The sequence below is a fragment of the Streptomyces sp. HUAS MG56 genome, from assembly GCF_058673395.1.
In genome coordinates this window covers 6,820,858-6,841,689 of sequence record NZ_CM178722.1, presented here as the reverse complement: position 1 = coordinate 6,841,689, position 20,832 = coordinate 6,820,858, and the positions used below count along the sequence as shown (strand labels likewise).

Here is a 20,832-nt window from a genome sequence, read left to right as displayed (position 1 = left end):
GGGGACGAGCGTCGGGGCAGCAGCCCGTGCTCCGCCGTTGATCTGACACCATTCCCCGGGGGCCCCGTTCGGCGGTTGGACGGAGCTCGTTGCAGAAGCTGACCAGGGGACGGATGGGACCGCGCAGTGCGGGGCTACGAGAGCCAGGAGCGAGAGCCGGCGGCTGACGTCGACCACCTCTCTCGGTTCGAGGCCGAGATGAAGCGGCTGAGGACCGAGCGGGAAAAGGCGATCCAGCACGCCGAGGACCTCGGCTACCAGGTCGAGGTGCTGCGCGCCAAGCTGCACGAGGCGCGCCGCACCCTCATGACCCGGCCCGCCTTCGACGGCGGCGACATCGGCTACCAGGCCGAGCAGTTGCTCCGCAATGCCCAGATGCAGGCCGACCAGCTGCGCCAGGAGGCGGAGCGGATGGCCGCGGAGGCCCGCGCGCAGACCCAGCGCATCCTCCAGGAGCACGCCGAGCAGGCCGCCCGTCTCCAGGCCGAGCTGCACCAGGAGGCGGTGACCCGGCGCCAGCAGCTCGACCAGGAGCTGGCCGAGCGCCGCTCGACGGTCGAGTCGCACGTCAACGAGAACGTGGCCTGGGCGGAGCAGCTGCGCGCCCGCACCGAGCAGCAGGCCCGGCGGCTGCTGGACGAGTCCCGCGCGGAGGCCGACCAGGCGCTGGCCGCCGCCCGCGCGGAGGCCGAGCGGCTGACCGACGAGGCCCGCCAGCGGCTCACGAACGACGCCGAGGCGGCCCGCGCGGAGGCCGAGCAGATCCTGCGCCGGGCCCGCACGGACGCCGAGCGGCTGCTGAACGCCGCGTCCACGCAGGCCCAGGAGGCCACCGACCACGCCGAGCAGCTGCGCTCCTCCACGGTCACCGAGTCGGACGCCGCCCGCCGGCAGTCCGCCGAGCTGAGCCGGGCCGCCGAGGAGCGGATGGCGGCGGCCGAGGAGGCGCTGCGCAAGGCGCAGGCCGAGGCCGAGAAGCTGGTCACCGAGGCCGAGCAGACGGCCGCGAAGACCCTGTCGAGCGCCGAGGCCGCGAACGAGACGCGCACGCGCACGGCGAAGGAGCAGGTCGCCCGGCTGGTCGAGGAGGCCACCAAGGAGGCCGAGACCACCCGCTCGGATGCCGAGCAGCTGGTCGCGGACGCCCGCGCCGAGGCCGAGAAGATCGTCGCCGAGGCCGCCGAGAAGGCCCGTACGATCACCGCCGAGGAGAGCGCGACCCAGCTGTCCAAGGCGGCCAAGACCGCCGAGGACGTGCTCGACAAGGCCGCCGAGGAGGCCAAGCGGACCACCCGGGCCGCCGCCGAGGAGGCCGAGCGGATCCGTACCGAGGCCGAGGCCGAGGCGGACCGGCTGCGCGCCGAGGCGCACGACATCGCCGAGCAGCTCAAGGGCGCGGCGAAGGACGACACCAAGGAGTACCGCGCCAAGACGGTCGAGCTGCAGGAGGAGGCCCGCCGGCTGCGCGGCGAGGCCGAGCAGCTGCGCGCCGACGCGGTCGCCGAGGGCGAGTCGATCCGTGCCGAGGCCCGCCGGGAGGCGGTCACGCAGATCGAGGAGGGCGCCAAGTCCGCCGAGGAGCTGCTGGCCAAGGCCAGGGTCGACGCCGACGAGCTGCGCAAGAGCGCGGCCGCGGACAGCGAGAAGGTCCGCACCGAGGCCATCGAGCGGGCCACCGGTCTGCGCCGGCAGGCCGACGAGACCCTGGAGCGCAGCCGTGCGGAGGCCGAGCGGCTGCGGGCCGAGGCCGAGGCGCAGGTCGAGACGGTCCGCACGGACGCCGAGAGCGCGGCGCGCGAGCTGCGCGAGGAGACCGAGCGCGCGGTCGAGGCCCGCCGCGCCGAGGCCGCCGAGGAGCTGACCCGGCTCCAGAGCGAGGCACAGGAGCGCCTGGACTCCGCCGAGCAGGCGCTCGGCGAGGCCCGCGAGGAGGCCACCCGGATCCGCCGGGAGGCCGCCGAGGAGGCCGAGCGGCTGCGCACGGAGGCCGCCGAGCGGATCCGTACGCTCCAGCAGCAGGCCGAGGCCGAGGCCGAGCGGCTGCGCGACGAGGCCGCGGCCGACGCGTCCGCCTCCCGCGCCGAGGCCGAGTCCGTCGCCGTACGGCTGCGCTCCGAGGCCGGCGCCGATGCCGAGCGGCTGAAGACGGAGGCGCAGGAGAGCGCCGACCGGGTGCGCACGGAGGCGCAGGCCGCCGCCGAGCGGCTCGCCACCGAGGCATCCGAGACGCTGGCCGCCGCGCAGGAGGAGGCCGCCCGGCGCCGCCGCGAGGCCGAGGAGACGCTCGGCTCGGCGCGCGAGGAGGCCGGCCAGGAGCGGCTGCGCGCCCGCGAGCAGAGCGAGGAGCTGCTGGCCTCCGCCCGCAAGCGGGTCGAGGAGGCGCAGGCCGAGGCGGTCCGGCTGGTGGAGGAGGCCGACCGGCGCGCCACCGAGATGGTCTCGGCCGCCGAGCAGCACGCCCAGCAGGTGCGGGACTCCGTCGCCGGGCTGCACGAGCAGGCGCAGGAGGAGATCACCGGGCTGCGCTCGGCCGCCGAGCACGCGGCGGACCGGACGAAGCGGGAGGCCGAACAGGAGGCGGACCGGGTCCGCGCCGACGCCTACGCCGAGCGGGAGCGGGCGAGCGAGGACGCCGCCCGGATCCGCCGCGAGGTCGGCGAGGAGACGGAGGCCGCGAAGGCGCTGGCGGAGCGTACGGTCGCGGAGGCGATCGCGGAGGCCGAGCGGCTGCGCGCGGACGCGGGCGAGTACAGCCAGCGTGTGCGCACCGAGGCCTCCGACGCGCTCGCCGAGGCCGACCAGAGCGCGGCCCGCACCCGGGCGGACGCCCGCGAGGACGCCAACCGCATCCGCTCGGACGCGGCGACGCAGGCGGACACCCTGATCACCGAGGCCCGCAGCGAGGCCGAGCGACTGACGACCGAGACGGCCGCGGAGGCCGACCGGGTGCGCACCGAGGCGCTGGCCGAGGCCGAGCGGCTCCAGTCGGAGACCGTGGCCGAGGCGGACCGGGTCCGCGCGGAGGCGCTGGCGGGCGCCGAGCAGCTGATCGGTGAGGCCACCGACGACGCCGAGCGGCTGCGCGCCGAGGCGGCGGAGACGGTCGGCTCGGCCCAGCAGCACGCCGAGCGGCTGCGGGCGGACGCCGAGCGGCTGCGGTCGGAGGCGGAGGCGGAGGCGGAGCGGCTCGTCAACTCCGCGCGCGAGGAGGCCGACCGGACCCTGGACGAGGCCCGCAAGGACGCCAACAAGCGGCGCTCGGAGGCGGCCGAGCAGGTCGACACGCTCATCACGGAGACCACGGCCGAGGCCGACAAGCTGCTCACCGAGGCGCAGCAGCAGGCGCTGAAGACGACCGCGGACGCCGAGTCGCAGGCCGACACGATGGTGGGCGCGGCCCGCAGCGAGGCCGAGCGGATCGTCGCCGAGTCGACCGTCGAGGGCAACTCCCTGGTGGAGAAGGCCCGTACGGACGCGGACGAGCTGCTGGTCGGTGCCCGCCGGGACGCGACCGCGATAAGGGAGCGGGCCGAGGAGCTGCGCGACCGCATCACGACCGAGATCGAGGAGCTGCACGAGCGGGCCCGCCGCGAGGCCGCCGAGACGATGAAGTCCACCGGCGACCGCTGCGACGCGCTCATCAAGGCCGCCGAGGAGCAGCTGGCCAAGGCGGAGGCGAAGGCCAAGGAGATGGTGTCCGATGCCAACTCCGAGGCGGGCAAGGTGCGTATCGCCGCCGTCAAGAAGGCGGAGGGGCTGCTCAAGGAGGCCGAGCAGAAGAAGGCCAGGCTGGTCAAGGAGGCCGAGGAGCTGAAGGCCGAGGCGATCCGGGAGGCCCGGCGCACGGTCGAGGAGGGCAAGCGCGAGCTGGAGATCCTGGTGCGCCGGCGCGAGGACATCAACGCCGAGATCTCACGGGTCCAGGACGTCCTGGAGGCGCTGGAGTCCTTCGAGGCGCCGACGGCCGGCAAGGACGGCGGGGTCAAGGCGGGCGCCTCGGTCGGTGCCCCACGATCGGGTGGCAAATCGTCAGACGGGTAGCGCGTCGGGGACGTTCCGGTGTCTTCTGGGGGCTTTGCCCGGGTCGTTGGCAAGCTTTCCGGCCGTCAGCCACCCAAAAGGGGTCTCATTCTCCAGATCAAACACGTATCCGCGTGATGACACACCGCTTCGGCCCCTAGGATTCCACCTATCACCTCACCGGTCTCATTCGACAGGAACCCCATGAGCGACACTTCCCCCTACGGCTTCGAGCTTGTGCGGCGTGGGTACGACCGCGCTCAGGTGGACGAACGTATCTCCAAGCTCGTCTCCGACCGTGACAGCGCTCTCACCCGGATCACCGCCCTGGAGAAGCGCATCGAGGAGCTCCACCTCGAAACGCAGAACGCCCAGGCCCAGGTCACCGACGCCGAGCCGTCGTACGCGGGTCTCGGCGCGCGGGTCGAGAAGATCCTGCGCCTGGCCGAGGAAGAGGCCAAGGAGCTGCGTGAGGAGGCCCGGCGGGCGGCCGAACAGCACCGCGACCTCGCCGAGTCGGCGGCCCAGCAGGTCCGCAACGACGCCGAGTCCTACGCCGCCGAGCGCAAGGCCAAGGCCGAGGACGAGGGCGTCCGGATCGTCGAGAAGGCCAAGGGCGACGCGGCCCAGCTGCGCACCGAGGCGCAGAAGGACGCGCAGTCCAAGCGCGAGGAGGCGGACGCCCTCTTCGAGGAGACCCGCGCCAAGGCCGCGCAGGCCGCCGCCGACTTCGAGACGAACCTCGCCAAGCGCCGCGAGCAGTCGGAGCGCGACCTGGCCTCGCGCCAGCAGAAGGCCGAGAAGCGGCTGGCGGAGATCGAGCACCGCGCGGAGCAGCTGCGCCTGGAGGCGGAGAAGCTGCGCACGGACGCCGAGCGCCGCGCCCGCCAGACGGTGGAGACGGCCCAGCGCCAGGCCGAGGACATCGTGGCCGACGCCAACGCCAAGGCGGACCGGATCCGGTCGGAATCCGAGCGCGAGCTCGCTGCGCTGACCAACCGCCGCGACAGCATCAACGCCCAGCTGACCAACGTCCGCGAGATGCTGGCCACGCTGACCGGCGCCGCGGTGGCTGCCGCCGGTGCGCCGGGTGAGGACGAGCCCATCTCCCGTGGGGTGCCGGCTCAGCAGACGCGGTAACGCTCGCGCGCACGGTAGCCGAACCGGGCGAAGCCCCCTTCCACTCCGGTGGCAGGGGGCTTTCGCTCGTCTTAGCGTGGCCGCATGATCGAGCTGGCGGGGCTGACCAAGCGGTACGGCGAGAAGGTGGCGGTCGACCATCTCACCTTCCAGGTCAGACCCGGCATCGTGACCGGCTTCCTCGGGCCCAACGGGGCCGGGAAGTCCACCACCATGCGGATGATCCTCGGGCTCGACCACCCCACCGCCGGGGACGTCCGGATCGACGGCAGGCACTACGACCAGCTGGCGGACCCGCTGACGTACATCGGGGCGCTGCTGGACGCCAAGGCCGTGCACGGCGGGCGCAGCGCGTACAACCATCTGCTCTGCCTCGCGCAGAGCAACGGCATTCCGAGGAGCCGGGTCGGCGAGGTGCTGGAGGCCGTCGGACTGACCGCCGTGGCGCGCAAGAAGGCCAAGGGGTTCTCGTACGGCATGGGGCAGCGGCTCGGGATCGCCGGGGCGCTGCTCGGCGATCCGCGGATCCTGATGTTCGACGAGCCGGTCAACGGGCTCGACCCGGAGGGCATCCACTGGATCCGGAACCTGATGAAGTCGCTGGCCGCGCAGGGGCGGACGGTGTTCGTCTCCAGTCATCTGATGAGCGAGATGGCGCTGACCGCCGATCATCTGGTGGTCATCGGGCAGGGGCGGCTGCTCGCGGACACGTCCATGGCCGCCTTCATCCGGGACAACGCGCGCGCGTACGTCCGGATCCGCTCGCCCCAGCGGGAGCGGCTGCTCGACGTGCTGCACGAGGACGGGGTCATCGTCGTCGAGGCGGGCGGGGAGGCGCTGGAGGTGGACGGGGGCAAGGCCGAGCGGATCGGCGAGCTGGCGGCGCGGCACGGGATCGTGCTGCACGAGCTGAGCACCCAGCAGGCGTCGCTGGAGGAGGCGTTCATGCGGCTGACGGCGGAGTCGGTGGAGTACCACGCGCAGGCCGGCCCGGAACCGGAACCCGCCCCGCAGGACTGGGGCGCCGGCTGGAAGGGGGCGTGAGCGCCATGGCGGCCGGTCAGGTCGTCCGGTCCGAGTGGACGAAGATCCGGTCGGTGGCGTCGACGGTGTGGACGCTGTCGGTCGCTCTGGTCGTCACCATCGCGCTCGGCATGCTCATCTCGGCGCTGACCCGCGGCCAGTTCGCCTCGATGCCGGTCACGGACCGGCTGTCGTTCGACCCGACCTTCGTGTCCTTCGCGGGCATGAGCCTCGGCCAGCTCGCCATGATCGTGTTCGGTGTGCTGGTCGTGTCGAACGAGTACAGCACCGGCATGATCCTCGTCTCGCTGGCCGCCGTGCCGCGCCGCGCCACCTTCCTGTTCAGCAAGGTCGCCGTGGCCGCCGCGCTCGCGCTGGTCGTGGCGATGGCGACGAGCTTCGCCGCGTTCTTCCTCGGGCAGGCGGTGCTCGGCCCGTACCGGGCGCACCTCGGGGATCCCGGGGTGCTGCGCGCGGTGGTCGGCGGCGGGCTGTACATGACGCTGATCGCGGTGTTCTCGATGGGGGTCGCGGCGATGCTGCGCTCGCCGATGCTCTCGCTCGGCATCCTGATGCCGTTCTTCTTCCTGATCTCCACCGTCCTCGGCAACGTCGACGCGACCAAGAAGATCGGCCGGTTCCTGCCGGACCAGGCGGGCAGCCGGATCATGCAGGTGGTGCCGAGACTCGGCGACGAGCGGCCGTACGGGCCCTGGGGCGGGCTCGGGATCATGGTGCTGTGGGTGCTCGCGGCGCTCGCGGGCGGATACGTGCTGCTGAAGCGGCGGGACGCGCAGTAGGCCGATTGTTCACGCTTCGTGATGCTCAGGCTTTACTTTCTTTTGAGCGGAACCGTCAGCCGCTCGATATCCTCCTAACCCTTACGGGGGCGTGCGCCCCGCTGTCCAGATCCTTTCGATGGGTGCGGAGCATGATCGAGGCTGTCGGCCTGACCAAGCGCTACGGCGACAAGACCGCCGTGTACAACCTTTCCTTCCAGGTGCGACCGGGAACCGTGACCGGCTTCCTCGGGCCGAACGGCTCGGGCAAGTCGACGACGATGCGGATGATCCTCGGGCTGGACAACCCCACGTCCGGCACCGTGACCATCGGCGGCTACCCGTACCGCAAGCTGCCCAACGCGCCCCGCCAGGTCGGCGCGCTGCTCGACGCCAAGGCCGTGCACGGCGGGCGCAGCGCGCGCAACCACCTGCTGAGCCTCGCCCAGCTGTCGGGCATCCCGGCCCGGCGCGTGGACGAGGTGCTCGGGGTCGTCGGCCTCCAGGACGTGGCCAAAAAGCGCTCCAAGGGGTTCTCGCTCGGCATGGGGCAGCGCCTGGGCATCGCCGCCGCGCTCCTCGGCGACCCGCAGGTGCTGCTGTTCGACGAGCCGGTCAACGGCCTCGACCCCGAGGGCATCCTCTGGGTCCGCAACCTGATGAAGGCGCTCGCGGCGGAGGGCCGTACGGTCTTCGTCTCCTCGCACCTGATGAGCGAGATGGCGCTGACCGCCGACCACCTCATCGTCATCGGCCGCGGCCAGCTGCTCTCCGACATGAGCGTGACGGACTTCATCTCGGCCAACTCCGCCGACTTCGCGCGCGTGCGCACCCCCGACACCGAGCCCCAGCTGCGCGAGAAGCTGACCTCCGCGCTCACCGAGGCCGGCGGCCACGTGCTGCCGGAGCAGGACGGCGCGCTGCGGGTGACCGGGCTGCCGCTGCCCCGGATCAGCGACCTCGCGCACGCGGCGGACGTGCGGCTGTGGGAGCTGTCGCCGCACCAGGCCTCGCTGGAGGAGGCGTACATGCGGATGACGCAGGGCGCCGTGGACTACCGCTCGACCATCGACCAGAAGGCGGGCCTGCAGCAGCCGCTGCCGCCCGGCGCGCAGCCGCCCATGCCGGTGCCCGGCCAGGGCCAGCCCGGCTGGTACGCCCCGCCGCCGCCCCAGCAGGGCGGGCAGCCCGTCCCGGGCCAGGCCCCGGCCGGCGGCCCCTACGGCGCACAGCCGGGCCCGTACGGCGCCCCGCAGGCCCCGCAGGGCCACCCCGCCCCGGGCGCCCCGAACCCGTACGCGCAGGGCCCGGCGCCCACCGCTCCCCCGGCACCGGCCGCCGCGCCCGCCCCCGCACCCGCCGACCTGACCCGGACCCAGCCCAAGGACGACGCCCGATGAGCACCCACCAGCCCCCGATGCCGCAGGCACCCGCAGCTGCCGCTCCCGACTGGCAGGCGGCACCCGGCGGGCAGTACCCCGGTTACACCTCGCCGATCCCGGTCGTGCGCGCCCACCTCGGGCACGCGCTGGCCTCCGAGTGGACGAAGATCAAGTCGGTGCGGTCGACGATCTGGACGCTCGGCGTCTTCGTGCTGCTCGTCGTCGGCATCGGCCTGCTGGCCGGCGCGGTGGTCAGCCGCTCCTCCTCGCAGATGAACGACCAGAGCCCGCTCCAGCTCGGCTTCTTCGGGCTGCTGCTCGGCAGCATGTGCATCATGACCCTCGGCGTGCTGACCACGGCGTCCGAGTACGGCACGGGCATGATCCGGACGACGATGACGGCGTGCCCGAGCCGCAGCCGGGTGCTGGCCGCGAAGGCGATCGTGTTCTTCGTCCTGGCCTTCGTGATCACGCTGGCCTGCGCCGCGTTCGTGGCGATGGTGCAGAACGCCATGGTGCAGGGCAACGGCGCGCGGACGCCGACCGGCAGCGAGTGGTTCAAGGCCACCGTCGGCGTGAGCCTCTACATCGCGCTGCTCGGCTTGCTCTCGCTGCTCATCGGCTCGATCATCCGGCACTCGGCGGGCGCCATCACGATCATGATCGGCCTGCTGCTCGCGCCGCTGGTGATCGCGCTGTTCATGTTCTCCGAGTCGCTGCACAAGCTCCGCGAGTGGCTGCTGGAGTACTCGATCCCGAACCAGATGAGCGTGTTCTACTCCAACTCGCTGAGCACGTCCGGCCCGTCGGGCTGGGACCCGCTGTGGATCATGCTGGGCGTGACGGTCGCGGCGTACGCCGGTGCCTTCGCGCTGCTGCGCAGCCGGGACGTGTGACGCCGAGGCCCGGCCCTCAGAACTTCGGCGCGTTACGGGACCGCTGCACCCGCGTGGTGCGGCGGTCCTTCGCGTTCCAGCACGCCTTGTGCCAGTGCCGGCGGTCGTCCACGCCCGCGTGCTCGGGCCAGGCCACGACGTGCGGGACCCCGGAGGGGATCAGCTGGTCGCAGCCCGGGCAGCGGTAGGACTTGCCCTGCGCGCTCGCCCCGGCGACATGGCGCACGCTCCACTCCTCGCCCTGCCAGTCCTCGGTCGACTGCCAGCCGCCGTACCGGCCGGTGCGGTCGTCCTCGGCACTGCGGCCCGGCGATCCGGCTGCCTTCGGTCGGTTGCGGCGCGGGGACACGGGACACCTCTCGGGGCTGCACGGGGAAGCACGGGCTCCGTCCAGCGTACGCGCCGCCGAGCGGGGTACGCGAAGAGCTCCAACCCCTACAAGTCGCCCTCCAGGGCCCGTCATTCTGAAGACAATCGGCAAATCCCTCCGCCAAGCCGTGTCCTGGGCACGTGTCGGACGGTTATGCCGGGTGGGGGAGCTCCGGGTCGGGGCCAAGGAAGCAGGAAACGCGATGTACGTAGGAAGCTTTGTGCTGGGCGCCCAGTTCCCGGGCCAGGGTCCGGGAGAGGCCCTGCACCGGGCGGTCCGCTCGGCGGAGGTCGCCGAGGAGGCCGGGCTGGACGCGGTCTGGCTGGCCGAGCACCACTTCGTGCCGTACGGCACATGCCCGTCCGCGGTCACCCTGGCCGCGTATCTGCTCGGCCGCACCCACCGCATCCGGGTCGGTACGGCGGTCAGCGTACTGCCCACCGCGCACCCGGTGGCCCTCGGCGAGCAGGCCGCGCTGCTGCATCTGACGAGCGGCGGCCGGTTCACGCTGGGCGTGGGCCGCGGCGGCCCCTGGGTGGACCTGGAGGTGTTCGGCATGGGCCTCGGCGCGTACGAACACGGATTCCCGGAGTCACTCGATCTGCTGCTGCGCTGGCTGCGCGAGCCGCGGGTGGCGGGCGAGGGCGAGCGGTTCGCCTTCCGTGAGGTGGCCGTCGTACCCCGGCCCTCGGACGGGCTGACGGAGACGCCCGGCCCCGAGGTCGTCGTCGCCTGCACCTCCCCGGCGAGCGTGCGGCTGGCCGCCGAGCGCGGGCTGCCCATGCTCCTCGGCATGCACGTCGGGGACGAGGAGAAGGCCGAGATGGTCGCCCTGTGGCGGCGCTGCGCCCGGGCGGCGGGCCGGCCCGCCGAGGAGATCGCGGGGGCGGCGCACGTCTCGGCCGGGGTGTGCCAGCTCGCGGACCGGCGCACGGACGCGGTGGAGACCCTGCTGAAGGCGATGCCGGGCTGGCTGAAGCAGGGGCTGGAGGCGCATGTGACGGTCGACGGGCGGACGCGTCAGATGCGCGATCCGTACGCCTACACCGAACTGCTCTGCGGCCTGCACCCGGTGGGCACCCCGCGGCTCGCCGCCGACCGGCTCGCGGCCACCTCGGAGCGCACGGGCATCTCCCGCTTCGCCCTCCTCGTCGAGGGCTCGGGCGACCTCGCCGCGACCGAGGAGAACCTGCGGCGGCTGGGCACCGAGGTCCTGCCTCAACTGCGTTGATCCAACGGGCCTTTCGCGCAAGCCACCTGGGGGGCTTGCCGCCCCAGTGGTGAAAGCACCTCCCGCGAGTGGAGCGGCAAGCAAGCGGCTCACTGCCGGTGTCGTGGCGGGGCAGCCCGTCAGCAGTCCCGAAGCTCCGGCGACTGGTTGAGCAACTGGTTGCGCACCGACGTGAAGCGAGCCAAGGTCTCGTCCGCCGAGGCGTCCAGCGGGAACACCGCCACCCGGTGGCAGTTCTGGAAGGCCAGACGCACACCGAAGTGCCGCTGCAGCGCGCCGCGGATGGCATCACTCGCGAGCGCGCGCAACAGCTGACCGCGTGCCTGCTCGTCCGGCGGGGGCGTCAGGTTGTCGGCGAACGGACCGCCGTCGACCTTCAGCCGCGCCACCAGGGAGCTGATCATCTCCCATGCGTAAGGCAGGGAGGTCCGGACGCAGTCGACGAATTCTGCTTCGTCGACCTCGCCTCGCTCGGCCTGTTCGAGTAGGGCCGGTGAGACGTCGAGCGACATGGGTTCTCCTCTCGCACCCCCGCAGGGAGCAGGGGTTGCCGGACAGGTAAGGGAGTTCGCGATGTCGAACACGCTCCGTACATACGCCGCGACCTCACGTTCCCTACGGTAGGCAACCGTAGGTGACCACACCAGCAGAATGCGTATATGGAACGGTCCCGTTACGCGCACAATCGGCCAGGGATGAACAAGAGTTTCCAGGGACAATTGGGGCGATCGTTCGGGAGCAGGGCGGGCGAATCGCGCGCACCTCGGGGTGTCGAGTAGCGTTGCCGACCATGCGTCTCGTCATTGCCCGCTGCTCGGTCGACTACGCCGGCCGGCTCACCGCCCACCTGCCCTCGGCGCCCCGACTGATCCTGGTCAAGGCGGACGGCAGCGTCTCCATCCACGCGGACGACCGGGCCTACAAGCCCCTGAACTGGATGTCGCCGCCCTGCACGCTGAAGGAAGGAAGCGGCGAGGAAGACGGCGTCTGGACGGTCGTCAACAAGGCGGGCGAGAAACTGATCATCACGATGGAGGAGATCCTCCACGACTCCTCGCACGAACTCGGCGTGGACCCCGGCCTGATCAAGGACGGCGTGGAAGCGCACCTCCAGGAACTCCTCGCCGACCGCATCGAGACCCTGGGCGAGGGCTACACCCTGATCCGCCGCGAGTACATGACGGCCATCGGCCCGGTGGACATCCTGTGCCGGGACGCGGACGGCGCGACGGTGGCGGTCGAGATCAAGCGCCGGGGCGAGATCGACGGCGTGGAGCAACTGACGCGCTATCTCGATCTGTTGAACCGGGACCCGCACCTGGCCCCGGTCCGCGGTGTCTTCGCCGCCCAGGAGATCAAGCCCCAGGCCCGCGTCCTCGCCACCGACCGCGGCATCAACTGCCAGATCCTGGACTACGACGCCCTGCGCGGCATCGAGGACGACAAGCTGCGGCTGTTCTAGCGGGCCCTGTTCCGCGCCGCCCGCCCCTTTCGAGAGGGGCGGGCGGCGCGGGACGGTCAGGCCACCGTGCCGGAAGGCTGCGGTGCGCTCTGGGGCGCCGACGCGCTGCTCGTCGTGGTGCCGGTCGTGCCGGTGGTGGATCCGCTGGTCGTGCTGCCGGTGGAGCCGCTACCGGTCGTGCCGCCGCCCGAACCACCCGTGGTGCCGCCACCCGTGGTCCCGCCCGTGGTGCCACTCGTGGAGCCTCCGGTGGTGGTCCCGCCGGTGCCGCTGCCCGTCGTACCGCCCGTGCTGCCGCTGGTCGTGCCGCCGGTGCTGCCGCTGCTCGTGCCGCCCGACGGGCTCCCGCTGGAGCTGCCCGTGGACCCTCCCGTGCCGCTGCCGGACGTCCCGCCCGTCGGCGAGGTGGAGGACCCCGACGGCTTGGGCGACTTGGACGGCGGGGTCGAGGTCCTGCCGGACCCGGACGGGCTGATGCTCTCCGACGGCCGTGCCGGGTCCGTCGACGGCCCCGAGCCGCCCGTCGTGGCGGACGTGCCGCCCGAGCCGGCGGTCGTAGGCCGCCCGGTCGCCCCGCCCGTCGTACCGCCGCCGCGGCTCTGCCCGGGGTCCGCGCCGAGGGAGCCGCCGTCCGTGCCCTCGCTGATGGAGGGGTTGACGTCGACCTTGCCGGCCGGGTTCTTGCCGGCGTTCTCGTGGGACGTCATGCCGAGCGTGACGACCGTGCCGAGGACCGCGGCGAGCAGCGCGCCGGAGCCGGCCGCCACCAGGTTGCGGCGGGCCAGCCGGCGGATGCCACCGATCCCGCCGCGCGCCGGGGCCGCGGGCAGCTGCTGGGTGACCAGGGGCTCGCCGAGCGGAGCGTACGGCGGCGGCGCCGACTCCTCGTGCCGTATCTCCGGCAGCTCCTCCCCCGCCATGGCCGTGATCCCGGGCAGCTCGCCCGAGCGGTCGGCGACCAGCGCGAGGGCCCGGCGCCCGGCGACGGTGCCCCGCTTGTCGGCGAGTGCGCCGCGCAGCCCGATGGACGCCTCCAGCTCGGCGCGGGCCCGGTCCAGCTGGCCGCAGCAGAGCGCCAGGACGCCCAACTCATGGTGAAAATAGGCCTGTTCATGTACGTCACCGGCCGGGCGGGCGGCCTCCGCACCGGAACGCAGCGCGCGCTCCCACGCGCCCCACTGGAGCCCGGCGGCGAAGGAGGGCGCGGCCGTACGGGCGAGCCGTACCGCGCAGCTCTCCTCGCCGTCGACGGGCGCGGCGGTCTGCGGGACGACGGCGGCGAGCGCGGCCAGCACCGCGTCGGCCTCCGCGCTCACCCGCTCGGGAGTGACCGAGGGGTGGCCGGTCCACCAGGTGTAGTGCTCGGCGGCGGCGAGCGCCCGGTCCGGGGCGTCGTCGGCGTATCCGGCGGCCTCCAGCTGGGTCTGCACCCCGGCCGCGAGCCGGTAGCGGGCGCCCACCGGGGAGACCAGTCCGCAGGCGGCCAGCTCGCCGAGGGCGGCGTCGGCGTGGGTGTCGCCGACCAGCGCCGGCAGATGCGCCTGGTGCGGCACCTCGCCGCCGAGGGCGACGGCGAAGCGCAGGGTGGCGCGGGCGGAGGCGCTGAGCCGGGAGGCGAGCAGCGGGGCGGGCGCGGCGGCCTCGCCGAGGGCGGGCAGCGGGACGGCGTCCGCCGGCTCCGCCGTCAGGTCCACGGGCAGCCGCACGTCCGGTCGTGCGTCATCGAAGACGCCGTACGCGCCGTACTCGTCGTGCTGGTCCGCCGACTCCGGGCCGGCCCGGAGCTCGTCGCGCTGCCGGAGCAGGGCGCCGGCCTGGACGAACCGCAGGGGCAGGCCCTCGGACTCGAACCACAGGTCGCCTGCCCAGTTGGCCTCCTCCTCGGTGAGGACGCGGCCGACGGTGCGCTCCAGGATCTGCACACCGGCGGCGCGGTCGAGGCCGCCGAGGAAGACCTCCTCGACCGCGGAGGCGGCGGAGGGCGCGGGCACGTCGGGGGTGGCGCCGATCAGGAAGGCGCACTCGCGGGCGGTGTCGAGGAGCTCGTCCAGACCGGCGCCGCCGAACTCGATGTCGTCCAGGACGACGACCGCGCCGATCTCGGCGACGAGCGCGCGCAGGTCGTCCGGGGCGGGGCGGTGGCCGGGGGCGTCGTACGCGGCGTGGAAGAGGTCGTGGAGGACGTCGCCGGCGGTGCGGCGGAAGCCGCTGAGCCGGACCACGCCGTCGGGAGCGAGGTCCTGGCAGTCCTCGGCGACGAGGTCGAGCAGGGCGGTGCGGCCGGAGCCGCCGGGGCCGGTGAGGCGCACGGAGCGGCCGCGGGCCAGCAGCCGGACCAGGCGCTCGCGCCCGTCCTGGCGTTCCAGCAGGGCGAGCGGCGGCTGGGCGGGACCGGCCGGGGCGGGCGGCCTGGCGGCCCGCTCGGTCTCGGCGCGCTCGGCGGCGGTGCGCTTGCGGGGTGCGGCGGGGCGCTGGGCCGGCGGGCAGGGCTCTATCTCGCTGCCGTCGACGGGGTTGACGGTCAGCAGCAGATCACCGGCGACGAGCTGCGCCGTGCGGGCGGGCGGGGGCGTGCTCGTGCCGAAGTCGGAGGTGAGGGATTCCCGGGGCGCGCGGCGGCCCGGCGCCTGTCCGTGTCCCTCGGGTCCCAGGTGGCCCGGACGTCCCGGGTCGACCGGGTCGATGGGTTCCATCGGTTCCATGGGTTTCCTGCCCCCCAAAAGCGTCGTGTGCCCGTGATCCGGCCCCTCCCGGCCTTGTCGCACACCGCGTTGTCGCTCCTGGTCCGGGCCCGCTCGGTCGAGGGTTGCGAGGCAGCGGGCGACCGAACCCTAAACCTTGGCTCAGTATCTCCGACAGGGCGGGGTGCCGTACGGTCCGGGACGTCACGGTCCGGTGAGGATTGCCCACGCAGTGCGCACCCGTCCCGGCCGCCCGGCGCTTCACATCCCGGGACCGGCCGTGCGCGCGTCACACGCGGGGCAGCGACTCCACGCCGATGCCGCCCTCGATGGCGAGGATGCGGTGCAGCCGGGTGGCCACCAGCAGGCGCTGCATCTGCGGCGGGACGCCGCGCAGCACCAGACGGCGACCGCAGCGGCCGGCCCGCCGGTGGGCGCCCATGATCACCCCGAGCCCGGTGGCGTCCCAGGAGTCCAGTTCCGACAGGTCGAGCACCAGGTCGCCGATGCCGTGATCGACGGCGCGGTGCAGGGCCGTACGGGCGTCCGCCGCGCTGCGGACGTCGAGGCGGCCCCCGACGACCAGCTCGGCATGGTCGCCCCTGATGTGCATAAGCGCTCCCCGTTGAGTGCGGTTGGCGTTCTCCGTGACGCTGCCTCGTCCTGATCGGTACCCGTGACGTTGCAACGTCTGACTGTGCGAGTGGTGGTGCGGTTGCTGTTTGTAAGCGAACCGATACCGAATTCACCCCGGGGAGTGATACTCCCGGGGGTGAGATCCGGCGGATGTCCGTACAGATGGTGCTCAGTACTTGTAGAAGCCCTGCCCGCTCTTGCGGCCGATGTCACCGGCGTCCACCATCCGGCGCATCAGCTCCGGCGCGGCGAACTTCTCGTCCTGGGACTCGGTGTAGATGTTGCTCGTGGCGTGCAGCAGGATGTCGACGCCGGTGAGGTCGGCGGTCGCGAGCGGGCCCATGGCGTGGCCGAAGCCCAGCTTGCAGGCGAGGTCGATGTCCTCGGCGGTGGCGACCCCGGACTCGTAGAGCTTGGTGGCCTCCACGACGAGCGCGGAGATGAGCCGGGTGGTCACGAAGCCGGCCACGTCGCGGTTGACGACGATGCAGGTCTTGCCGACGGACTCGGCGAACTCCCGTGCGGTGGCGAGGGTTTCGTCGCTCGTCTTGTACCCGCGGACCAGCTCGACGAGCTGCATCATCGGCACCGGCGAGAAGAAGTGGACGCCGACGACCCGCTCGGGGTGCTCGGTGGCCGCCGCGATCTTGGTGATCGGGATGGCGGAGGTGTTGGAGGCGAGCACGGTGTCCGGGCGCACGATCTTGTCGAGCGCGCGGAAGATCTCGTGCTTGACCTCCAGCTTCTCGAAGACGGCCTCCACGACGACGTCGGCGTCGGCGGCGGCGTCCAGGTCCGTGGTGGCGGTGATGCGGGCGAGGGCGGCCTCGGCGTCCGCCGCCTCCAGCTTCCCCTTGCTGACGAACTTGTCGTACGAGGCCTTGATGCCGTCGGTGCCACGCTTCAGTGCCTCGTCGGTGACATCGCGCAGGACGACGTCCCAGCCCGCCTGTGCGGCGACCTGAGCGATGCCGGACCCCATGAGACCGGCTCCGATGACGGCGAGCTTCCGTGCCACTGACGACTCCCTTGAATCGCGCTCCAAGTCTGCTTCTCCGGCGGACCCTAGCGCTCCGGAGGCGCTGTGTGAGCGGTTAGTAACGCGTGTCACGGTCTCAGGTGGTGAGACGCCGGTCACTCCACGATCCCGAATTCCTCGCGCCTTCACGCCGGTTGACGTTTCGCGTGATGCGGCACGGTTGTCCCATTCGGCTCGATACGCTACGTGCCCGACCTGTCACACACCGACCATGTGAGGGGGCACCATGCCCGTGCGGAGGGTGGTCACCGGACGCAGCCAGGAGCCCCGGCGGCGCTACGCGGAAGAACTCCGCCGCCTGCGCACGACCAGGGGCCTGAGCCTGCGGGCACTGGCGGACGCGGTGGGCTGGGACCCGTCGCACTTCAGGAAACTGGAGAGCGGAGAGACTCCGGGCGGCCCGGAGGTGGCGGAGGCGCTGGACCAGTTCTACGGGACGCCGGGGTTGTTGCTGGCGATGTGGGAGATGGCCCTGGCAGATCCGACGCAGTTCAAGCAGCAGTACCGGCGGTACATGATGCGAGAGGCGGAGGCGGTGAGCCTGTGGCACTTCGGGGTGAGCATCCTGCCGGGTTTGCTGCAGACAGATGCCTACGCCCGCGAGGTGCTTGCCCTTGGCGGCTACAAGGGCAAGGAGTTGGACCAGCAGGTGGCGGCCCGCACCGGGCGGCGGATGTTGCTGGAGGGCGATGACGCCCCGCCGTTCCGCGCCCTCATCGCCGAGACGGTGCTGCGCACGCCGCTGCGCGACGCGGGCGCATGGCGGGAGCAGCTGGAGTATCTGCTGGAGATGTCGGAGCGTCCGAACATCAGCCTTCAGGCGTTGCCGGACCGTTCCGGCCTGCACGGTCTGGTGAGTACCGCCGTCATGTTCCTGCGACTGACAAACGGGACTACGGTGGCCTACACGGAGAACGCGCACCGTGGTGAACTGATCGAAGAACACGCGGCAGTTGAGAAGTTGCAACGTGCGTACGATGCCATGCGCGACCGAGCGCTGAACCCAGCCGAGTCGCGGAAGTTCATCCTGCGGATGTTGGAGGAAGTGCCGTGCGAGCCATCGACCTGAGCGGCGTGACCTGGCGCAAGAGCAGCCACAGCAACCCCGACGGCGGCGAATGCCTCGAAGTCTGCGACAGCCTCCCCTCCGCCGTCCCCGTCCGCGACAGCAAGGCCCCTGACGGTCCGGTGCTCCTCTTCGCGGCCCGGCCCTGGGCGTCGTTCGTCGCGGCCGTCGGGGACGGGGCGTTCCGCTAGGCCCTCCCCCGTACCGCGTACCCGAGGACCCGTTCGCTCAGCAGGTCCTCGATCTCGTCGATGAGGGCGAGCACCTCGCGGGACACTTCGCCCGGTTCGCGGCCGGCCATCATCTCGCGGCCGATGGTGACGAAGACCGTCTGGTGGATCCAGCAGATCTGACCCGCCATCAGATCCGGCAGCGGGTCGCCGTCGGCGGCGCCGGTCTCCTCGCGCAGGGCGGCGGTCACGTTGTCGTGCACCTCCTGCTGAAGCGTCCACAGCCGGGAGCGCAGCGGCGGTGCCTCGTGGATGACCCGCATGAAGCGGTCGTAGCCCGCCATCAGGCCGACCCGGGGCGAGACGGCCTGGACCTCGCCGCGCAGCTCGCGCAGGACGGCGCCCGCGGCGGACTCGCCCGCGTCCCGGCTGCGGATCCAGCGTGCGAGCCGGTCGACCACACCTGCCGAGCGGTCGAAGAAGAGGTCTTCCTTGGCCGGGAAGTAGTTGTAGACCGTGTTGACGGAGACGTTGGCGGCCTCCGCGATCTCGGCGACGGTCACGGCCTCGAAGCCACGCTCCAGGAACAGACCCGTGGCGACATCCGAGATGTACTGCCTGGTCTGCCGCTTCTTCCGCTCCCTGAGCCCCTCTGCCATGTCCGCATCCTAGCTTCGCTGGACCAACTTAAAAGTTGGAGAGGCAGAAATTTTGGTGACGTTGCAAAATTTCAGGGACTCTGTTTTTCTGGTCGGCATGGCAGCAGTCATCAGCGCGGCGGGCCTCGCCCGCACCTTCCAGAGCAAGGCCGGCCCCGTCGAGGCCGTCCGGGGCATCGACCTCACCGTCCACGAGGGCGAGATCCTCGGCTTCCTCGGACCCAACGGCGCCGGCAAGACGACCACCCTGCGGATGCTCACCACCCTGCTGAAACCGACGGGCGGCGCGGCCACCGTCGCCGGGCACGACCTCGCGAGCGACCCGGCCGGGGTGCGCCGGGTGTCCGGGTACGTCGCCCAGTCCGGCGGGGTCGATCCGCAGATCACCGTGCGGGAGGAACTGGTCACCCAGGGCCGGATGTACCGGCTGTCCAAGGCCGAGGCGACCGGGCGGGCCGGGGAACTCGCCCGCGACCTGGACCTCGGCGACCTCCTCGACCGGAAGACGGCCGCCCTCTCCGGCGGGCAGCGCCGCCGCCTCGACATCGCGATGGCGCTCACGCACCACCCGAAGGTGCTCTTCCTGGACGAGCCGACGACCGGGCTCGACCCCGCCAGCCGCGCCGACCTGTGGGACCTGGTCCGCCGGCTGCGCGACCGGCACGGCACGACCGTGTTCCTGACCACCCACTACCTGGACGAGGCCGACGCCCTCGCCGACCGCCTGGTGATCGTCGACCGGGGCACGGTCGCCGCCGAGGGCACGCCGGGCGCGCTCAAGCTCCGGCACGGCGGCTCGCTCGACGCCACCCTCCAGGACACCTTCCTCGCCATCACCGGCCGCGGCCCCGCCCCGGCCGACACCGCCCCCGTATCCGTCTAGCGATCCGGCGCAAAGGAAGAAGAAAAAGGAAGAAGATGCTGCTCCACGACACGGCCCTCGTCTACGGCCGCTATCTGCGCCAGTCCCTGCGCTCCCGCTTCGCGCTGCTCTTCGGCGTGCTCACCCCACTGCTCTATCTGCTCTTCTTCGGACCGCTGCTCACCCGGCTCCCACTGGGCGGCGGCGGCAGCTCCTGGCAGGTGCTGGTGCCCGGCCTGCTGCTCCAACTCGGCCTGTTCGGCGCCCTGTTCGCGGGGTTCACGGTCATCATCGAGAAGGGGCAGGGGGTGCTGGAGCGGATGCGTGTGACCCCCGTCAGCCGGCTCGCCCTGCTCCTCGGCCGGGTGCTGCGCGACGCCACGGTGTTCGTCTTCCAGGCGGTGCTGCTGGTGCTGGCCGCGCTGGCGATGGGCCTGCGGGCGCCGCTCACCGGCATCCTGATCGGCTTCGCGTTCGTCGCCCTGCTCACCCTCTCGCTGGCCTCGCTGTCGTACGCGCTCGGCATGGTGGTGCGCACCCCACAGGAGTTCGGCCCGCTGATCAACGCGGTGTCGATGCCGTCGATGCTGCTGTCCGGCCTGATGCTCCCGATGACCCTCGCGCCCACCTGGCTGAACGTGCTCTCGCACTTCGTGCCGTTCCGCTATCTCGTGGACGCGGTGCGCGACGCGTACATCGGCCGGTACGCCACCGCGCACATGCTCTACGGCAGCCTCGTCGCCGTCGGCTTCGCGGTGCTCGCGGTGACGGTGGGCACACGAGTGTTCCGAACGGCCGGGGCGTAACTAGGCTGGCCTTATGGTCAATCTGACGCGCATCTACACCCGGACCGGCGACAAGGGCACCACCGCCCTCGGTGACATGAGCCGGGTGCCCAAGACCGACCTCAGGATCTCCGCCTACGCCGACGCCAACGAGGCCAACGCCGTCATCGGCACCGCGCTCGCGCTGGGCGGCCTGGAGGCGGAGGTCGTGCAGGTCCTCACCCGCGTCCAGAACGACCTGTTCGACGTGGGTGCGGACCTGTCGACGCCCGTCGTGGAGAACCCGGAGTTCCCGCCGCTGCGGGTCGAGCAGTTCTACATCGACCGGCTGGAGGCGGACTGCGACCGCTTCAACGAACGCCTGGAGAAGCTGCGGTCCTTCATCCTGCCCGGCGGCACCGCGGGCGCGGCCCTGCTCCACCAGGCCTGCACGGTCGTCCGCCGCGCCGAGCGCTCCACCTGGGCGGCCCTGGAGGTGCACGGCGAGACGATGAACCCGCTCACCGCCACCTACCTCAACCGCCTGTCCGACCTGTTGTTCATCCTGGCCAGGTGCGCCAACGGGGAGACGGGCGACGTGCTGTGGGTACCGGGCGGGGAGCGCTGAGCAACACCCCCGCTCCCCGCCGGG

19 protein-coding genes are annotated in these 20,832 nt (G+C 72.3%); 13 read left to right on the top strand and 6 right to left on the bottom strand.

Annotation, left to right across the window (positions count from 1 at the left end):
* Nucleotides 1-126 precede the first annotated feature (126 nt).
* The 6 genes from scy to AC4OXY_RS32345 all read left to right on the top strand — a co-directional run bounded on the left by scy (nucleotide 127) and on the right by AC4OXY_RS32345 (nucleotide 9,240).
* A complete protein-coding gene (gene scy, locus AC4OXY_RS32370; RefSeq protein ID WP_376288902.1) occupies nucleotides 127-4,041 on the top strand; it encodes a polarized growth protein Scy in 3,915 nt (1,304 codons plus the stop codon).
* A 183-nt stretch (nucleotides 4,042-4,224) separates the two neighbouring features.
* On the top strand, nucleotides 4,225-5,160 hold the full coding sequence (locus AC4OXY_RS32365; RefSeq protein WP_356027801.1) for a coiled-coil domain-containing protein: 936 nt from the start codon (nucleotides 4,225-4,227) through the stop codon (nucleotides 5,158-5,160).
* Nucleotides 5,161-5,244: 84 nt separating this feature from the next.
* A complete protein-coding gene (locus tag AC4OXY_RS32360) occupies nucleotides 5,245-6,204 on the top strand; it encodes an ABC transporter ATP-binding protein (RefSeq protein WP_491991495.1) in 960 nt (319 codons plus the stop codon).
* Between the two features lie 5 nt (nucleotides 6,205-6,209).
* Entirely contained in the window at nucleotides 6,210-6,983 is a 774-nt protein-coding gene (locus AC4OXY_RS32355) for an ABC-2 transporter permease (RefSeq protein WP_402066034.1), read from the top strand.
* A gap of 131 nt (nucleotides 6,984-7,114) precedes the next feature.
* Nucleotides 7,115-8,362: an ABC transporter ATP-binding protein gene (locus tag AC4OXY_RS32350; RefSeq protein WP_356027797.1), complete on the top strand. Its 1,248-nt coding sequence runs from the start codon at nucleotides 7,115-7,117 to the stop codon at nucleotides 8,360-8,362.
* A complete protein-coding gene (locus AC4OXY_RS32345) occupies nucleotides 8,359-9,240 on the top strand; it encodes an ABC transporter permease (protein WP_356027795.1) in 882 nt (293 codons plus the stop codon). The genes AC4OXY_RS32350 and AC4OXY_RS32345 overlap by 4 nt, the downstream gene beginning before the upstream one ends.
* Before the next feature lie 16 nt (nucleotides 9,241-9,256).
* Here AC4OXY_RS32345 and AC4OXY_RS32340 read toward each other — a convergent pair whose 3' ends face one another.
* Nucleotides 9,257-9,589 carry an Rv1322 family protein gene (locus tag AC4OXY_RS32340; protein WP_356027793.1) on the bottom strand — a complete coding sequence of 111 codons (333 nt, stop codon included), beginning with the start codon at nucleotides 9,587-9,589 and terminating at the stop codon, nucleotides 9,257-9,259.
* Nucleotides 9,590-9,812: 223 nt separating this feature from the next.
* On the opposite strand from AC4OXY_RS32340, the gene AC4OXY_RS32335 reads away from it, so the two are divergent.
* Nucleotides 9,813-10,841, top strand: coding sequence for an LLM class flavin-dependent oxidoreductase (locus AC4OXY_RS32335; RefSeq protein ID WP_356027791.1), 1,029 nt, complete (start codon nucleotides 9,813-9,815; stop codon nucleotides 10,839-10,841).
* Between the two features lie 119 nt (nucleotides 10,842-10,960).
* Here AC4OXY_RS32335 and AC4OXY_RS32330 read toward each other — a convergent pair whose 3' ends face one another.
* On the bottom strand, nucleotides 10,961-11,353 hold the full coding sequence (locus tag AC4OXY_RS32330; protein ID WP_356027789.1) for an SCO5389 family protein: 393 nt from the start codon (nucleotides 11,351-11,353) through the stop codon (nucleotides 10,961-10,963).
* A 278-nt stretch (nucleotides 11,354-11,631) separates the two neighbouring features.
* On the opposite strand from AC4OXY_RS32330, the gene nucS reads away from it, so the two are divergent.
* On the top strand, nucleotides 11,632-12,303 hold the full coding sequence (gene nucS / locus AC4OXY_RS32325; protein ID WP_071376419.1) for an endonuclease NucS: 672 nt from the start codon (nucleotides 11,632-11,634) through the stop codon (nucleotides 12,301-12,303).
* Between the two features lie 56 nt (nucleotides 12,304-12,359).
* Here the strand turns inward: nucS and AC4OXY_RS32320 are convergent, their stop codons facing one another.
* From AC4OXY_RS32320 to AC4OXY_RS32310, 3 genes are all read right to left on the bottom strand, one after another.
* Nucleotides 12,360-15,005: an ATP-binding protein gene (locus AC4OXY_RS32320; RefSeq protein WP_491991494.1), complete on the bottom strand. Its 2,646-nt coding sequence runs from the start codon at nucleotides 15,003-15,005 to the stop codon at nucleotides 12,360-12,362.
* A gap of 268 nt (nucleotides 15,006-15,273) precedes the next feature.
* Entirely contained in the window at nucleotides 15,274-15,597 is a 324-nt protein-coding gene (locus tag AC4OXY_RS32315) for an STAS domain-containing protein (protein WP_356027785.1), read from the bottom strand.
* Nucleotides 15,598-15,789: 192 nt separating this feature from the next.
* The gene (locus AC4OXY_RS32310; RefSeq protein ID WP_362818770.1) at nucleotides 15,790-16,638 is read right to left on the bottom strand and encodes a 3-hydroxyacyl-CoA dehydrogenase family protein; all 849 of its coding nucleotides are present in this window, start codon (nucleotides 16,636-16,638) and stop codon (nucleotides 15,790-15,792) included.
* 247 nt (nucleotides 16,639-16,885) lie between these two features.
* Between AC4OXY_RS32310 and AC4OXY_RS32305 the strand changes: the two genes are divergently transcribed.
* Nucleotides 16,886-17,728, top strand: a complete 843-nt coding sequence (locus tag AC4OXY_RS32305) for a helix-turn-helix domain-containing protein (protein WP_356027781.1) — start codon at nucleotides 16,886-16,888, stop codon at nucleotides 17,726-17,728.
* Nucleotides 17,710-17,916 (top strand): DUF397 domain-containing protein, encoded by a 207-nt coding sequence (locus AC4OXY_RS32300; RefSeq protein WP_491991493.1) that lies wholly within the window; start codon nucleotides 17,710-17,712, stop codon nucleotides 17,914-17,916. Before AC4OXY_RS32305 ends, AC4OXY_RS32300 begins: the two co-directional genes overlap by 19 nt.
* Here AC4OXY_RS32300 and AC4OXY_RS32295 read toward each other — a convergent pair.
* Nucleotides 17,913-18,554, bottom strand: coding sequence for a TetR/AcrR family transcriptional regulator (locus tag AC4OXY_RS32295; protein ID WP_376288896.1), 642 nt, complete (start codon nucleotides 18,552-18,554; stop codon nucleotides 17,913-17,915). The two genes, AC4OXY_RS32300 and AC4OXY_RS32295, sit on opposite strands and share 4 nt — an antisense overlap.
* A gap of 97 nt (nucleotides 18,555-18,651) precedes the next feature.
* Here AC4OXY_RS32295 and AC4OXY_RS32290 point away from each other — a divergent pair, with 97 nt between their 5' ends.
* Genes AC4OXY_RS32290 through AC4OXY_RS32280 form a run of 3 tightly spaced genes read left to right on the top strand, consistent with a single transcriptional unit; the run spans nucleotide 18,652 to nucleotide 20,808 of the window.
* Nucleotides 18,652-19,437, top strand: a complete 786-nt coding sequence (locus tag AC4OXY_RS32290; RefSeq protein WP_362818764.1) for an ABC transporter ATP-binding protein — start codon at nucleotides 18,652-18,654, stop codon at nucleotides 19,435-19,437.
* A gap of 35 nt (nucleotides 19,438-19,472) precedes the next feature.
* Entirely contained in the window at nucleotides 19,473-20,222 is a 750-nt protein-coding gene (locus AC4OXY_RS32285) for an ABC transporter permease (protein ID WP_356027773.1), read from the top strand.
* A gap of 13 nt (nucleotides 20,223-20,235) precedes the next feature.
* Nucleotides 20,236-20,808, top strand: a complete 573-nt coding sequence (locus tag AC4OXY_RS32280; protein WP_362818760.1) for a cob(I)yrinic acid a,c-diamide adenosyltransferase — start codon at nucleotides 20,236-20,238, stop codon at nucleotides 20,806-20,808.
* Nucleotides 20,809-20,832 lie beyond the last annotated feature (24 nt).